A 14,721-nucleotide genomic window follows, 5' to 3' on the forward strand; every position below is an offset into this window, starting at 1 on the left:
CATGGGCGCGGGCCACGCCCACCGCCTCTACCGGCAAGGCCACTCCCCCGTCCACGCGCTGCCCCCGCACACCAAACTGGCCGCGGTCTTCGCCTTCGTGGTGGTCGTGGTGTCGACCCCACGCGAGGCGATGTGGGCGTTCGGCCTCTACGCGGTCCTCCTGGCCTGCGTCGCGTACACCGCCCGCGTGCCCGCCGCCTTCCTCCTCCGCCGCCTGCTGATCGAGGTCCCCTTCGTCGCGTTCGCGGTGCTGATGCCCTTCGTGGCGGAGGGCGAGCAAGTGACCGTCCTGGGCCTGCAGTTGAGCGTGAACGGCCTCTGGGGCGCCTGGAACGTCCTCGCGAAGGGCACGCTGGGCGTAGCCGCCTCCGTCCTCCTGGCCGCCACCACCGAACTCCGCGAACTCCTCCTGGGATTGCAGAGGTTGAAGCTCCCACCGCTCCTCGTCCAGATCGCGTCCTTCATGATCCGCTACGGCGATGTCATCACGGACGAGATGCGGCGGATGCGGATCGCCCGTGAGTCACGGGGTTTCGAGGCCCGGGGTGTCCGCCACTGGGGTGTGCTCGCGAAGTCGGCGGGCGCGCTGTTCATCCGCTCCTACGAACGCGGGGAACGGGTCCATCTCGCCATGGTGAGCCGGGGATACGCAGGTTCCATGCCGATGATCGACGAGGTGACCGCGTCAGGGGCGCAGTGGTCGTACGCCCTCACACTCCCGTCCGCCGCCCTTGTCGTATGCCTACTGGGATGGACGCTGTGATGGATGGTGGGACCCCTTCTCTCGAAGTGTCCGGGCTGGCCTTCGCCTATCCCGACGGCCAACAGGCCCTGTTCGGCGTCGACTTCACCGTCGCGCGCGGCGAACGGGTCGCCCTGCTCGGCCCGAACGGCGCCGGGAAGACCACCCTCGTCCTGCACCTCAACGGCATCCTCACGGCCGGCGCCGGGACGGTGACGGTGGCCGGACTCCCGGTCGGCAAGCGGCACATGGCGGAGATCAGGCGCCGGGTCGGGATCGTGTTCCAGGACCCCGACGACCAGCTCTTCATGCCGACGGTCCGCGAGGACGTGGCGTTCGGCCCGGCGGCGGCCGGGATGAAGGGCGCCGAGCTGGAGCAACGGGTGCGTACGGCACTGGAGTTGGTGGGGATGGCGGACTTCGCGGACCGGCCTCCGCACCATCTGTCGTTCGGGCAGCGGCGCCGAGTCGCGGTGGCGACAGTGCTGGCGATGGAACCGGAGATCCTCGTCCTCGACGAGCCCTCCTCCAACCTCGACCCGGCTTCGCGGCGCGAACTGGCCGACATTCTGCGCTCGTTGGACGTGACGGTCCTCATGGTCACGCACGACCTGCCGTACGCCCTGGAGTTGTGCCCGCGCGCGCTGATCCTCAGCGAGGGCGTGATCGCGGCGGACGGGAAGACCGGCGAACTCCTCTCCGACGAGGCGCTGATGCGCGCCCACCGTCTGGAGTTGCCCTTCGGGTTCGACCCGCGGTCCGTGACAATGGGCGCGTGACGAACGAGGACCATACGATTGCCGCCGGGTCGCTGCTCCTCGACGAGCAGTTGTGCTTCGCGCTGTACGCGGCCCAGCGGGCGCTGACGGCCGCGTACCGCCCGCTCCTTGAGGAGCTGGAGCTGACCTACCCGCAGTACCTCGTCCTCCTCGTCCTGTGGGAACGCGGCGAGACCCCGATCAAGGATCTCGCGACCGCCCTGCGCCTCGACTACGGCACGATGTCCCCGCTGCTGAAGCGCCTGGAGGCGGCCGGGCTCGTGCACCGCGAGCGCGCGGCACACGACGAGCGCTCGGTCCTGGTCGCGTGCACGGAGCGCGGCGCGGCCCTCAAGCAGCGCGCGACCCGCGTGCCGGGCGCACTGCTGGCCGCGACGGAGCTGGAGATGCCGGAGGTCGCCCGCCTGCGCGGGGAGCTGTGGCGGCTGGCCGAGCGCGCGGAGGCGGCGGCGGAACGAGGCCGCTGACCTGCTGACCTCGGGTTACCGACGGTTCGCACCCCTGAAGGACACGGCCGCGCTACTCGCCAGTATCTTGTGCACGATGTAGTTGCACACCCTTGTCTTTCTGTTCCGGGGGAGGTCCCGCCATGACCGACGACACCGCTGCCACCGCCGTCGACACCCGCCCGACGAAGATCATGTACGTCGCCGAGGCCACCGCCCACGGCGGCCGGGAGGGCTTCGTCAGCAGCCAGGACGGCCAGCTCGCCCTTCAGGTCGCGATGCCCCCGGCACTGGGCGGCGACGGCAACGGCACCAACCCCGAGCAGCTCTTCGCGGCCGGCTACAGCTCCTGCTTCCACAACGCGCTGGTCCTGGTCGGCCGTAGGGCAGGCTTCGATCTGACCGGCTCCACGGTCGCCGCGAAGGTCGGCATCGGCCCCAACAAACAGCGCGGCTACGGCCTCGCGGTCGCCCTGAGCGTGTCCCTCCCGGTCCTCGACCCGGACATCGCGGCGAAGCTGGTGGACGCGGCGCACGAGGTCTGCCCGTACTCGAACGCCACCCGGGGGAACATCGACGTGACGATCCTGCTTGGTTGACGTAGGAGAGCCGGACGGCGAGCGGGACGGCGGAACGAGGAGCACGGACGTGGACGTGAACGGCGTGGTGGCCGAGGGCTTCGAGCCGGTCAGGGAAGCGTTCGTACAGAACTTCGCGGTGCGCGGGGACCGGGGCGCGGCGGTGACCGTGTACCGGGACGGGCAGCGGGTCGTGGACCTGTGGGCAGGTACGAAGGACGTCGACGGCACCGCCCCCTGGGAGCGGGGCACGGCCCAGATCGTCCGCTCGGCGACGAAGGGCATGGCAGCCGCCGTACTGCTGCTGCTCTCGCAGCGCGGGGAACTGGACCTGGATGCTCCGGTGGGCGAGTACTGGCCGGAGTACAAGACGGCCGGCAAGGAACGGACCCTGGTGTGGCAGCTGCTCGCCCACCGCGCGGGCGTGCCGGTGTTGGACCGCCCGTTGACCCCGGAACAGGCCGCCGACCCGGTGCTCGGCGCTACGGCGGTGGCGGCGCAGGCACCGGCGTGGGAGCCGGGCACGGACCACGGGTATCACGCGCAGACGTACAGCTGGCTGACCGGTGAACTGGTGCGGCGGGTGACGGGCCGGTCGATCGGCGAGTGGATCGCGGACGAGATCGCAGGGCCGGTCGGGGCGGACCTGTGGGTGGGCCTGCCGGCGGCCTCGGCGTACCGGGTGGGCCGGGTGGCCCAGGTGGAAGCCCCGGTGATGACGGACGCGGGCGTCCTCCGCACCCGTCCCAAGCGGTCGGTCTCCGAGGCGTACGCGAACCCCGACTCCCTCACCCGGCGCGCGTTCGGGGCGATCACGCCGATGCCGGACGAGAACGACCCGGCGTACCGGGCGGCCGTACTCCCCGCCTCGAACGGCATCGCGACGGCGGACGGACTGGCCCGTTTCTACGCGTCGCTGATCGGCGAAGTGGACGGCGGGGCACGGCTGTTCACACCGGAGACGATCGAACTGGCCCGCACGGAACGCTCGTCGGGCCCCGACCGCGTCCTCGTGATCAACACCCGTTTCGGCCTGGGCTACATGCTGCACGGCGGCGCGTCTCCGTTGCTGTCCGCCGCCTCCTTCGGTCACCCGGGCCGGGGCGGCGCGCTCGGCTTCGCCGACCCCGAGTCGGGCATCGCGTTCGGCTACGTCACGAACGGCTTCCGCAAGAGCGTGACGGCGGACCCGAGGGCGCAGGCACTGGTGAAGGCGGTACGGACGGCCAGTGGGCCTCGGCCCTGACCGGCGCAAGGCGCCGGCCAGGGACCCATGACACGGTGAGGACGGGTCAGCCGTCGGACTCCGGTGACGGGAGGTAGGCGCCGGGTACGTCGTTCGGGGCGTAGACCTTCTTGTCGCCGGGGTACGGCTTGGTCCAGTTGTGGGTCTGGTACCAGGTGTAGCGGTTCATCTGGGTGGGGTTGGCGTAGTCGGGCACGGCGTTCGGGCCGGTCAGCCGCTGGTGCGCGGCCCAGGTCTTCCACTGTGCCGCGAGCGCCTTCTCGGCCGCCGGTACCGACACGGACGTCGGCGCGGGTGCCGCGGCGGCGTCCTGGGCCGCCGGGGTGTCCGAACCGCAGGAGGGCTGCGGGCTCACACCGAGGGTCAGCGAGGTCCGGTTGGGCACCGCCGTGAACGGCGTGTCGTCGGCCTTGCTCGTGAACGCCCCGTACATCGGGGTGGCCGCGCTGTCGAGCTGGTTCATCGGGTGGATCCCGAGGATCTGCTCGACGGTACGCATCATGGTGATCTGCGAGTAGTAGTGGCTGTCGACCGTGCCGTGCTCGGCGTACGGGCTGATGATCTGGACCGGGGCGCGGTGGCCGTCGACGTGGTCGAGGCCGGCCTGGGAGTCGTCCTCGACGACGAAGATCGCCGAGTCCTTCCAGTACTTGCTGTGGGTGATCTCGTCGACGGTCCGGCCGACAGCGAGGTCGTTGTCGGCGACCTCGGCGGCGGCGTTGGCCGGGCCGCCGGTGTGGTCGTTGGAGAACCAGAACATGTTCAGGTTCGCCGGGCCGTTCTTCTCGAAGTCCTGCCTCCAGATCTGTTCCTTGTAGATGTCCGGGACGTCGAGGTCGAACAGCGGGAAGCCCTGCACCGACACGTCGTTGAGGGAAGGTATCGCCGAGCCCGTCTTGATCGGGTAGGCGGTCCCGGCCCCCGTCGAGGCCATGTTCTTGCTGTCGCAGTACAGGTTCTGCCAGTTCGCGCCGGCTGGCTTGGTCTCCAGGGACTGGAACTCGCCGAAGTCCTTGACGCTCTTCCCCGCGGCCTGCGCGCCGGTCCAGATGAAGCCGGACTTCTGGTGGCCCAGCACGTCGTTCTCGGTGTCGTAGCTGCGCGTGTACTCGCCGGCCGAGGACTCCGTGTACTCCGGATTGTCCGACTGCATCAGCCAGTTGTGGCCCTCGGCGGAGTTGGTGCCGATGTCGTAGAAGTTGTCGTACAGCCCGAACTGCTGCGCCAGCGCGTGCTGGTTGGGCGTCACGTTCTCGCCGAACTGGGTGAGCGAGGCGTTGCCGTTGCCCTGCGGGAGGTCGCCGTAGACCTGGTCGTAGGTGCGGTTCTCCTTGACGAGCAGGAAGACGTGCTTGATCGTCGAGGGGTCGCCGATCCGCGCCGGGACCGGGACGGCCTTGGCGCGGCTCTTCCCCTTGGCCGTGGTGACGGAGCCGGGCGTCCAGCCGTTCTGCCTGAAGACCTTCGCCGTCTGAGACCTGATGGTCAGGTCGCTCGGCAGCGTGAACTGCGTGAGGCTCGACGTCGTGTCGTGCGTGTTGTGGCCGGCGGCGTCGGGGCGACGGGCGTCCACGCCACGGGTGTTGGCGACGACGACCTGCTTGCCGATGGCCGTGATCCCCGAGGGGAAGTAGTCGGTGGGGAGCAGGCCGACGTAACGGGCCGGCTGCTGCGGGGAGGTGTAGCGGTAGACGGCGACCGCGTTGGCGCGGCCGAGCGTCACCAGCAGCCGGCCGTCGTCGGTGAGCGTCACCGCGTTCAGCTCGTAGCCGACCGACGCCTCGGGCCACGGCTGGGTGGCGATCGTCTGGACGGCCCTGTCCTTGCGGGTGTCGATGACCGACACGCTGTTGTCGGCGGTGTTGGTGACGAACACCGCGCCGTTCTTCGCGTACACCGCGGTCGGGTGCAGGCCTACGTCGATGGTTCCTACGGCGGCCGACGGGTCCGCCGTGTCGATGACACTGACCGTGCCGGTGGTGCTGGCGCCGGTCTTCGGGTCGGCGACGACGTCCGTGCCGTAGGAGTTGATGGTGGTGTCGCCGGCCTTCGCCGGGCGCCCGCCCTCGTTGCTGACGTAGAGCTTGCCGCCGACCAGGGCGATGCCGCGCGGGGCGTTGCCGACTGCCCAGCTCTGTTTGATGGTTCCGGTCGCCGCGTCGATGGCGACGACCTTGTTCTGGCCGTTGACCGCGGAGTACACGGTGGAGCTGTCGGCGGAGAAGACGGCCGCGCCCACGAGGGCCTGCTTGGTGCCGTCGGCCGCGATCGGGACGGCGGTGGGGGCGGAGAGGGTGCCGTCCGCGGCGACGGTGAACTTGGTGTAGCCGTTCGCCTGCCCCAGCCACAGCTGCTTGCCGTCGGGCGAGTAGGCCGGGCCCTCCTGGCCGACGGCACCGCTGCTGATGCGCAGGTCGTCCGCCGCGTTGGTGCCGACCTTCTGCTTGACCTGCCCGGTCGCGAGGTCCATGACGACCAGCGAGGCGTCGCCGTCGGCGATCGAGGCCGCGAGGTGGGTGCCGTCCGGGCTGACCGTCGACGACATGATCTTGCCGTCGTTGATGACGGTGCGACTGCCGTACGGCTTGATGTACTGATCGCTGGAGATGACCTGCCCATTGGCCGTGACCTGAGCGACCTGCTGGGTGCCGAACTGATACGTCGAGGCGACCGCCGTGCCCGTGACACCGAGGGCGACGGCGATGCCCGCCGTCACCAGCACGGTCCGGCGGCCGACGCGTCTGCCGAAGAGGTTGACCTGCTCCTTCTCGTCAACCCGGCGTTGCCGCGTTACCTGCATGGAACTATCCCTTCGAAGTGGTGCCGAGCAGATCGACGTTGCCGTCGAACTGCCACAGCGGGTTCGGGGTGTCCCCGGTCGAAGTCCGCACCAGGAAGTAGCCGTTGACCTCCTTCGGCCCGTCGCCGTCGGCCACGTACCGACCGTCCGGGCCGATGTCGAGCTGGTACACCGCCGTCCCCGTGACCGCGACGCCGGGGAGATGCCAGGACACGACACACCGCCAGTCGTTGCCCGGCCCCTCCTGGGCGGCCTGGCCGTCGCTCTTGGTGCACGCCGTCGTGGTCCGCAGCTCTGCCTCGGTGACGGCGGGACGGTGGAGCTGACCGGTCTGCATGCGGTAGAGGTGGGCGAAGGCCGTGGCGAGCGACCGCTGGACCTTGTCCTGCTCGATCCCGGAACCCGTCGAGGGGGTGGCCACGGCGACCACGGCGACGGTGAGGCCGGTCAGCCCGGCCAGCGGCAGCAGGCCGACGGTGAACGCCCGGCGCCCGGAGCCGTCGTAGGCCGGATTGGTGAAGTCGCGCCGTACGAACAGCAGATAGGCCAGCGTGGTCGCGAGCACGGCCCACACCAGGCTCACCGTGACGCCGGTCAGGAGCGGGGCGAGCTGGACCGGGTCGGTGAACAGACCGTTCCAGGCGATGAAGGCATAGCCGGGCAGGGCGAGCCGCACGGCCACGGGCAGCGGCAGCATCTGCGCGACCTGCATCGCGAGCGCGACCAGCGGGGGCAGCAGCAGCCCCATCGGGGACCGCCCCAGCGCGACCGACCCGAGGAGCCCGATCGCGGCGAGAGCCAAGGTCGGAGCGAGAGCGCAGACCCAGGCGAACAGGACCCGGCCGGCCGCGTCCCCCGGCGCCAGCAGGTGACCGTCGAGACCGACCAACGGCCGGTTGCCGACCGCCAGAAGCCCACCGGCCGTGCTGGAACAGACCAGCCCGGCCACCAGCAGCAGGATGACGGTGAGGCTGGCCAACGACTTCGCCACGAAGATCCGCCGGGGCGAGCGAACCGCCACCAGCAGGTGACGCCACGTGCCGAGCCGGTCCTCCGAGGCGAACACGTCACCGGCGACCACCGACGTCAGCAGCGGCAGCGCCCAGGTACCCGCGAAACCGAGCACCACCAGGGGCCCGGCCCACCCCGTGGCGAGCATCCAGCGGCCGAAGAGCGTGTCGGAAGGCAGCGTGCTCTGCTGCCCCACCCCCACCACGAAGAGCGCCGGCGCGATCCAACAGGCCAGGACCAGCAACCGGATCCGCCACTGCGAGACGAGCTTGACCAGTTCGAAACGGTAACCACGCGAGACAGGAACACGGCGGGTGACCGGGGCAGCGGTTGCCGTGACAGTGACGGTCATCGGCCGTTCTCCCGCTGCTCGTGCTCGGTGAGGGCGAGGAACGCGGCCTCAAGTGGCGATACGACAGGGGCGAGTTCGCGTACCGCGACACCCGACCGCACGAGCCCGGCGACCAGTTCGTCGAGGGCGGGAACCCGGGCCCGCACGACGAGCACCTCGCTGTCCTGCGGTGCACCGTCGACGATCCGGACGACCCCGGCCGTACCGTCGGCCTGCCTGCGCGCGGCCTGCGGGTCGGAGGTGCGCAGCCGATAGTCGAGTTCACGGTTCTCGGCGGCCAGCTTGTTCAGCGGCCCGGAGAAGACCACCCGCCCGGTGTCGAGGATGGTGACCTCGGCGCACAACGCCTCAAGGTCGTCCATGTGATGGCTGGAGAGCACGACGCTCGTTCCCTCCGCGGCGAGCCGGGTGAGGACACGGTGTACATGTCTCTTCCCGGCCGGGTCCAGGCCGTTGGCGGGTTCGTCGAGCACCAGCAGCCGGGGTCTGGTGAGCAGGGCGGCGGCGAGCCCGAGCCGCTGGCGCATACCGAGGGAGAAACCGCGGGTCCTGTCGTCGGCGACATCGGTGAGCCCGACCTCGTCGAGCACGTCGTCGATCCCCGCCGTCCGCGCGTCCTGGCCCCGGAGTTCGGCCAGCGCGGCGAGATTCTGCCGGGCAGTGAGGGAGGGGTAGAGACCGGGCGCGTCCACGAAGCCGGCGACACCGTCAGGAACGGCGAGCGTACGCTCCACCGGCTGGCCCAGGATCTCCAACCGACCGCCATCGGGGACGGCCAGCCCCAGCAGAAGACCGAGCAGCGTCGTCTTCCCGGCGCCGTTCGGTCCGACCAGACCATGGATCTGACCCTGTGTCACATCCAGGTCGACGCTGTCGAGCGCGACGACCTCGCCGAAGCACCTGGTGATCCCGCTGGCCCGGACCGCGTGGAGTATGTCCATGAGGCCCCTTCCCTTTCTCAACCCTCAGGGACCCTAGGGACAACACACATCCCGGACACAGGCAGTTGGCTGAACGCTCAGGGAACGGATCGTCAAGCCGACGGCAAGTCGCGCGAACGAGCAGTCGACACGAGGCCGGTCAACCCGCCCGCAGCATCAGCCCGATCCCGGCCACGAGCAGCACAGCGGCGGCGATACGCGGCGCCCCGAACCGCTCCTTGAAGAAGACGGCGCCGATGGCCGCGCCGACGATGATCGACGCGTCACCCGGCGCGGCGGCGAACATGGCGGTCGCGGAGTGGGCGGTCAGCCGATGTAGTAGCCCTCGACGTCCGCGACCACGTTCACGGTGCCGCTGCTGTTGTAGATGTCGATCGACCCGTCGGAACCGACCGGGACCAGGGCCAGGTTGGCGCGGGTGGCGCCGGTGGCGAGGTTCAGGGTGGAGCTGCCGGGCAGGGCTGATCCGTCGGCGTAGGCCGAGAGCCAGGTGCTGGTGGTGGGCTTGACGCCGGTCAGGTTCACCAGCACAGCCTTCACTCCGGCCGGGACGCCGCCGTGCCCCGCCACCTTGACGCTGAGCTTGGATTTGGCGCCGAGTGTGCCCTGGGCCGCGCCGGTGCCGTTGCGGGTGTCCAGCACCCGGGTCGGCGAGATCGGGAAGTAGGGCGAGCCCAGGGCGGCCGGGGACGTCGTCGGGTCGGAGACGACATAGCCTTCGACGTCGGCGATCAGGTCGACGTTGCCCGTGCGGTTGTAGAACTGGACCTGCCCGTTGCTGACCGGCGCGACGACCAGGTTGGCGCTGGTCTGTCCGGCCGCGAAGTCCAGTACGGAAGTGGTGGGGACATCGCCGGAGCTCGGCTCCAGGGCGACCCAGCTGGAAGCGGTGGCACCGGTCTCGGTGACGTTGAGCAGAACGGCGGAGGCGTTGCTGGAGCCGTCGGCCGGCAGGGTGAGCGTGACCAGCCCGCCCGGCCCGGCTTTGCCCTTGGCGGTGCCGATCCCCGTGCGGGTGTCCAGCACCCGGGTCGGGCCGCTCACCTGGACGAAGCCCGTCCCGCCCAAGGTGGCCGCGGTGGTGCTGTAGTAGCCCTCGACGTCACCCACCAGGTCGATGCTGCCCGCGTTGTTGTAGAGGTCGACGTAGCCGTCGGGGGCGACCGGCACGGTGACCAGGTTCGGCGTGACCTGGCCAGGGCCCAGGTTCAGGTTGGAGGCGGTCGGCCGGGTGGTGCCGTCGGGGTAGGCGGTGATCACGGTGCTGGCGGAGGCGTTGACGCCGGTCAGGTTGAGGGCGACCGCGGTGACCCCGGTGGCGGGGATGCCATTGACGCCCGCGACCTTGAGTGGCAGCACCGCGCCCGGGCCGACCTTCGCCTTGGCGGCGCCGGTGCCGTTGCGGGTGTCCAGGATCCGGGTCGGCCCGAAGGGTACGAGTGCGCTGCCGACGGTGACCTGCCGGGTGGTCGTGGCGGTGTTCCCGCCGTCGTCCTTGACCGTCAGGGTGGCGGTGTAGGTGCCGGGCTTGGCGTAGGTGTGACCACCGAAGCCGCTGGTGCCGAGATCGGCGGCTGGGGTGCCGTCCCCGAAGTCGACTCCGTAGTCGGCGATGCTCCAGTCGTCGGTGGTCCCGGAGGCATCTGCCTGGACGGTGAGGCTGCTGTGCGGACGGGCCTGGCCGAGCGACAGGGCGGGTACCAGCGGGGCTTCGGCGGCGACGGTGACGGAGGCCTTCTTGCTGCCGGCGACAGAGGTCCCGGCGGCCGTGGTGGCGGTGACCGTGACGGTGTACGAGCCGATCGCGCTGTAGGCGTGGGCGACGCTGGGGGTGGCGGACACCACTGGGGCGCTACCGTCCCCGAAGTCGAAGGTGTAGCTGGTGATCCCGGTCTTCCAGGGATTGGTCTCGTCCGCCGTGACCGTCTCGGACAGCGGGGCCGGACCCTTGGACACACTCACGGCGGCCGCCAACTGGTAGGGGTCCTGGTACTCGACCGCGCCACGGTCGTAGTAGCCGGCGCCCGTACCGGTGTCGGCCACGAGCGGGTCGTCCACGCGGGCTTTGCCGTTGAAGTCGGTGCTGAGCGCGTTCGGTGCGCCGGCGTCGGCGGAGTCGATGAGCGGGGTGACGTTCAGGCTGGTCGTGCCGGCTGCCACCGCGACGTACAGCTCGTGCTTGCCCTGGCCGGTCGCGGCCTGCAGATCGGCGGCGGTGGCATAGGTCCGACCACCCCAGTTGTAGAGCGCGCCGCCGGACTCGGACTCGGAGACGTTGTAGTCAAAGGTGGTTGCGCCGGTTGATCCGGAGGACACCACCACCGGCGTGCTGCTGCCGTAGGTCGCGCAGCCGCCTGGGGCTCCGAGGAAGAAGGCGTTGTTCTCGACCGTCGACCCCGAGGAGGCACCGGTGAGCGAGATCACGGTGTTGCAACCGCCGTTGTCGGTGAAGGTGTTGCCGACCACGACCGTGCCCGGCGCACCTGCCGCGTTCACAGGCGTGTTCTTCCCGTAGGAGAACTTGTTGCCGGTGATGACGGTGCCGTCGGCCCCCGCCGCGATGTCCACGCCGTCCTCGCCCGGTGCGGAATCCAGCTGGTCCCGGCTCAGCGTGACCGTGCTGCTCTGCCCGTCGATGCCTACCAGTGAAGGCGAGTAAACGCCTTCGAGATGGTCCCCTTCCAGCGTGACGCTGTCGGAACCCTCGACCGCCACGACCGGTGCCTGAGCGTTCGTCCCGATGAAGAAGCCGTGCAGGGCCACGTCGTGCACGTGGTCGAAAGTCAGTCCTGGGCCGGAGCCGTACAGGGGTGTGACGATCGAGGTGACCACCTTGCTCGTGCCGGTGGTGATGGTGAGGGGGGCACTCGCGGTACCCGAGGTCTTCACATCAAGCGGTCCGAAGGTCCCCTTGACCACCATGACCGTGTCACCTGGCCGCGCGGTGTCGACGGCGGTCTGCAACGAGCAGTAGGGCTGGGCTTGTGAGCCCGCGTCGGCCGCGCTGTCGGAGCAGTTCGACGTCGAGGTGTTGTTCACGTACAGCGTGCTGCCGTCCGCACGGGCGGCGGACGGAGTCAGCGCCAGGCCCGCGCCGAGAAGGCCGACTACGAACGCGAAGGCCCCGATCGAACGTGGCGGCACTGTTCCCCCAGTTTTCACATGATGTTGCTGGCAATCCTGTCTGGTCACCGAGGGGTTGACCAGATTCCGAAAGTATGGAGATCACCAAGACGTCGGTCCGCGCGGCGAGGGCTGGTCCTGGTCGAGTGCCGGAGGCATGTGGCCTCATCAATTTCTGGCCGGTCAACGCGTGCAGTTGAGGACCAGGACATCGGGTGCCGCTGTATCCGATACCGATGCGGTCGTAGGTCGCCGACGGGCCGTCGGCAGCGGCCGTGCCCCCGAGGTCGAGCCCAGTTTCCACCGAACATGGCCGAGCGTGGGGGCATGGCCTGGAGGGACTGCTGTATGCACGGCTGCTCGACACGGTGGCCCGGTTCAGGCGTGACCGCTACCGGCAGCGAGAATCCACGCATCACAACGACAAAGTCGAGGGAGAACCCGTGACCAGACCGGTCCCGCGTCACGCCACAGCCCTGTATGCGACATCCGCGACCTGCGCCGCCATAGGCGCGCTGCTGTGGGTACGCAGCCAGACCAGCACGCCCCCCACTCTGCACTCCTCTTCCTACGGGTCCTTCCTGGCAGCCGATGCCTACACGTCGTCAGCCTGGCGGGTGTGGTCACCGGCAGTCCCCGAAGAACGTCTTGGTCTGTATCTCATCGCAGCCGGGCTGGTGCTGGCTGTGGTGACGCACCTGTTCGCTCTCCGGCGTCACTGAGCAGGTCCCGACATCGATCAGGAGCAGGTGGTTGAAGCGTTCCGTCTGGAGGCGACGCAGCTCACGCAGGCGTTGACCGGTGTCTCGGCGGCCGAATGGCGTCTGCCGACGCGGTGCGCGCCGTGGAAAGTGGACGACCTGCTGGCTCACGTCAGGGTGGTGATTGCCTGGCTGCCGGACATGCTGGCCGCGCCGGCACCGACCCGTGCCCAAGTCTCCGCAGCGGAGTACTACCGGCCCGACGGCCGTTTCACCCCAGACACCAACGCGGCCCGGATCGCTCTGGCCCAAGATCATGCGGCCGAACAGCTCAGGGGCGCCGCGCTCGTTGACGACTTCAACGCCACTTGGCAACAGGTGGACCGACTGTGCCAAGCCGAACCCGAGGGGCGTGTGGTGCGCACTCGGCACGGCGCCCCCATGCTCCTGTCGGAGTTCCTGCTGACGCGCGTGGTTGAGGTCGCCGTGCATGGCCTGGACCTCGCCGACGCCCTGAGGCACGAGCCGTGGCTGACTTCCCAGGCCGCGGATTTGGTGCAGGATCTTCTGCTCGGGCCGGATGGGACACGCATCGGAATACATGAGCGCCCCAGCGGTCACGCTGGGGCGCTCATGGCGTGCCTAAATCAGGTGGCGTCGATCTGCCAACCGATCACGCCAGTGGCCCCCTTGGCACCGTCGACGTCGATGCGCAACGACTTAGGTGCGGCAATCCGCTGCTCTACCACCGACTGATCACACGGCACCGTGGTCTTGGCCCCCTTGATCGTCGGCGTGAACTTCACCTGTGCGCTGCCGCTGCCGACGCATGTGAGGTTCAGCCTGTATGACTTCCCCTCACTCAGACTGGGTTCGGTGTGGATTCCATCAGTCACGCGTTCCGTGCCTGCCTCCACCAGCGTGCCACTGCGGACAGCGCCAAGAGCATCCTCGACCTGTTTGGTCTGCTTAGTCTCGGACGACCCGATTCCGGTGCGGGATGTGCTGGGTGCAGGCGACGACGAGCCGACAGCCTTGCCATGGTCGCTGCCGGATGTGCACGAGACGAGCAGGAATGCCGACGCCACCACAGCGCATCCAACAGACCGCGCCCGCATACTCACAGAGGTCATGACGATGTTTCCCAGTAATGCCAGCCAGTCTCGGACGTGGGCACCGTCGCCGTACCCTGGCCTAGTTCGACGGCGCCGCAGACGCCAGCCGATCGGTACTTCTTCCAAGTCAGCTTGTAGCCCCACGCACCATACTGCAGATGGCCGTACTTGTTGCGACTGATCTCGTGGCTGTAGTTGTGCCCAGTGGCGATGGTGACACTCGCGCCGACCTTGACGCTCACCTGAGTTTTGGCCTTCGCGATGATGGCATTGGTCGAGAACTCGATGCTGCCCGCGATTTCAGCCGAGATAGTGCCGCTCTTGGTCACAGACACGGCCATTGTGCCGCCCGGGCCGTCCTTGAACTTTGTGCCGTTCCACCAAGAAGGAATTTGGATGTGCTTCTTCGAGGTAATGCTGTACCACGTCGACGGTTGGTCACACACAGACGGAGCGTCAACGCTGAGGGGCTGATCAGTGTCGTCCTCCCAGCCCTGTCTGTCATTAATGTCTGTAGTTTGGTCCGCGGAGATAGCCGTGTCGTCAGTGACGGCCGCTCCGTCGGACGGCAGCTCTTCAGCGGCGGCAGTGCCTACGCTCCCGAAGCAGAGGAGCACTGCAGCGGTGGCAGCGCCGGTCGAAGCGCGCCATGTTCCGATGCCCACGTGACACCTTTCTGGTGGACCGCCCCCGTGGCGATCGAACATGCGAACGCTATGTGAAGGGCATGCACGCGACAACCGCGTGATCAATGTTCTGAGGAGAACTTGAGGTGGGAACAGTCGTGACCACCTAGTGTCCTGAGTCGTTAATTCGTGTGCAGTATGCGGCGAGGGTGTCGAGTATGTCGTCGGCGGTCTTCGTCCAGACGAACGGCTTGGGGTTCT

13 protein-coding genes are annotated in these 14,721 nt (G+C 68.9%); 7 read left to right on the top strand and 6 right to left on the bottom strand.

What is annotated here, in order from left to right:
- Window position 1: 1 nt before the first annotated feature.
- The 5 genes from cbiQ to AB0I69_RS35950 all read left to right on the top strand — a co-directional run bounded on the left by cbiQ (window position 2) and on the right by AB0I69_RS35950 (window position 3,791).
- On the top strand, window positions 2-763 hold the full coding sequence (cbiQ, locus tag AB0I69_RS35930) for a cobalt ECF transporter T component CbiQ (RefSeq protein ID WP_363099910.1): 762 nt from the start codon (window positions 2-4) through the stop codon (window positions 761-763).
- Entirely contained in the window at window positions 763-1,521 is a 759-nt protein-coding gene (locus AB0I69_RS35935) for an ABC transporter ATP-binding protein (RefSeq protein WP_363099911.1), read from the top strand. The genes cbiQ and AB0I69_RS35935 overlap by 1 nt, the downstream gene beginning before the upstream one ends.
- Complete coding sequence (locus AB0I69_RS35940; protein WP_363099912.1) at window positions 1,518-1,988, top strand: MarR family transcriptional regulator; 471 nt, start codon at window positions 1,518-1,520, stop codon at window positions 1,986-1,988. Before AB0I69_RS35935 ends, AB0I69_RS35940 begins: the two co-directional genes overlap by 4 nt.
- Window positions 1,989-2,110: 122 nt before the next feature.
- Complete coding sequence (locus AB0I69_RS35945) at window positions 2,111-2,566, top strand: organic hydroperoxide resistance protein (RefSeq protein ID WP_363099913.1); 456 nt, start codon at window positions 2,111-2,113, stop codon at window positions 2,564-2,566.
- Between the two features lie 49 nt (window positions 2,567-2,615).
- A complete protein-coding gene (locus tag AB0I69_RS35950; protein WP_363099914.1) occupies window positions 2,616-3,791 on the top strand; it encodes a serine hydrolase domain-containing protein in 1,176 nt (391 codons plus the stop codon).
- Window positions 3,792-3,837: 46 nt separating this feature from the next.
- Here the strand turns inward: AB0I69_RS35950 and AB0I69_RS35955 are convergent, their stop codons facing one another.
- The 5 genes from AB0I69_RS35955 to AB0I69_RS35975 all read right to left on the bottom strand — a co-directional run bounded on the left by AB0I69_RS35955 (window position 3,838) and on the right by AB0I69_RS35975 (window position 12,039).
- The gene (locus tag AB0I69_RS35955; RefSeq protein ID WP_363099915.1) at window positions 3,838-6,591 is read right to left on the bottom strand and encodes an alkaline phosphatase family protein; all 2,754 of its coding nucleotides are present in this window, start codon (window positions 6,589-6,591) and stop codon (window positions 3,838-3,840) included.
- A 4-nt stretch (window positions 6,592-6,595) separates the two neighbouring features.
- Window positions 6,596-7,954 carry an ABC transporter permease gene (locus tag AB0I69_RS35960; RefSeq protein WP_363099916.1) on the bottom strand — a complete coding sequence of 453 codons (1,359 nt, stop codon included), beginning with the start codon at window positions 7,952-7,954 and terminating at the stop codon, window positions 6,596-6,598.
- The gene (locus AB0I69_RS35965) at window positions 7,951-8,895 is read right to left on the bottom strand and encodes an ABC transporter ATP-binding protein (protein WP_363099917.1); all 945 of its coding nucleotides are present in this window, start codon (window positions 8,893-8,895) and stop codon (window positions 7,951-7,953) included. Before AB0I69_RS35965 ends, AB0I69_RS35960 begins: the two co-directional genes overlap by 4 nt.
- Window positions 8,896-9,034: 139 nt before the next feature.
- Window positions 9,035-9,181, bottom strand: coding sequence for a hypothetical protein (locus tag AB0I69_RS35970; protein ID WP_363099940.1), 147 nt, complete (start codon window positions 9,179-9,181; stop codon window positions 9,035-9,037).
- Window positions 9,182-9,201: 20 nt separating this feature from the next.
- Entirely contained in the window at window positions 9,202-12,039 is a 2,838-nt protein-coding gene (locus AB0I69_RS35975; RefSeq protein WP_363099918.1) for a PKD domain-containing protein, read from the bottom strand.
- A gap of 422 nt (window positions 12,040-12,461) precedes the next feature.
- Here AB0I69_RS35975 and AB0I69_RS35980 point away from each other — a divergent pair, with 422 nt between their 5' ends.
- Window positions 12,462-12,740 carry a hypothetical protein gene (locus AB0I69_RS35980; protein ID WP_363099919.1) on the top strand — a complete coding sequence of 93 codons (279 nt, stop codon included), beginning with the start codon at window positions 12,462-12,464 and terminating at the stop codon, window positions 12,738-12,740.
- 27 nt (window positions 12,741-12,767) lie between these two features.
- Window positions 12,768-13,475 carry a maleylpyruvate isomerase N-terminal domain-containing protein gene (locus AB0I69_RS35985; protein ID WP_363099920.1) on the top strand — a complete coding sequence of 236 codons (708 nt, stop codon included), beginning with the start codon at window positions 12,768-12,770 and terminating at the stop codon, window positions 13,473-13,475.
- A gap of 373 nt (window positions 13,476-13,848) precedes the next feature.
- Here AB0I69_RS35985 and AB0I69_RS35990 read toward each other — a convergent pair whose 3' ends face one another.
- Complete coding sequence (locus tag AB0I69_RS35990; RefSeq protein ID WP_363099921.1) at window positions 13,849-14,499, bottom strand: hypothetical protein; 651 nt, start codon at window positions 14,497-14,499, stop codon at window positions 13,849-13,851.
- Window positions 14,500-14,721 lie beyond the last annotated feature (222 nt).

The sequence above is a fragment of the Streptomyces sp. NPDC050508 genome, from assembly GCF_040655155.1.
Lineage (GTDB): Bacteria > Actinomycetota > Actinomycetes > Streptomycetales > Streptomycetaceae > Streptomyces.

Excerpts from the sequence above, each read along its gene's own strand:
- AB0I69_RS35970 (WP_363099940.1), bottom strand. The coding sequence starts at position 9,181 with ATGTTCGCCGCCGCGCCGGGTGACGCGTCGATCATCGTCGGCGCGGCC.
- AB0I69_RS35935 (WP_363099911.1), top strand. The coding sequence starts at position 763 with ATGGATGGTGGGACCCCTTCTCTCGAAGTGTCCGGGCTGGCCTTCGCC.
- AB0I69_RS35955 (WP_363099915.1), bottom strand. The coding sequence starts at position 6,591 with ATGCAGGTAACGCGGCAACGCCGGGTTGACGAGAAGGAGCAGGTCAAC.
- AB0I69_RS35965 (WP_363099917.1), bottom strand. The coding sequence starts at position 8,895 with ATGGACATACTCCACGCGGTCCGGGCCAGCGGGATCACCAGGTGCTTC.
- cbiQ (WP_363099910.1), top strand. The coding sequence starts at position 2 with ATGGGCGCGGGCCACGCCCACCGCCTCTACCGGCAAGGCCACTCCCCC.
- AB0I69_RS35960 (WP_363099916.1), bottom strand. The coding sequence starts at position 7,954 with ATGACCGTCACTGTCACGGCAACCGCTGCCCCGGTCACCCGCCGTGTT.
- AB0I69_RS35945 (WP_363099913.1), top strand. The coding sequence starts at position 2,111 with ATGACCGACGACACCGCTGCCACCGCCGTCGACACCCGCCCGACGAAG.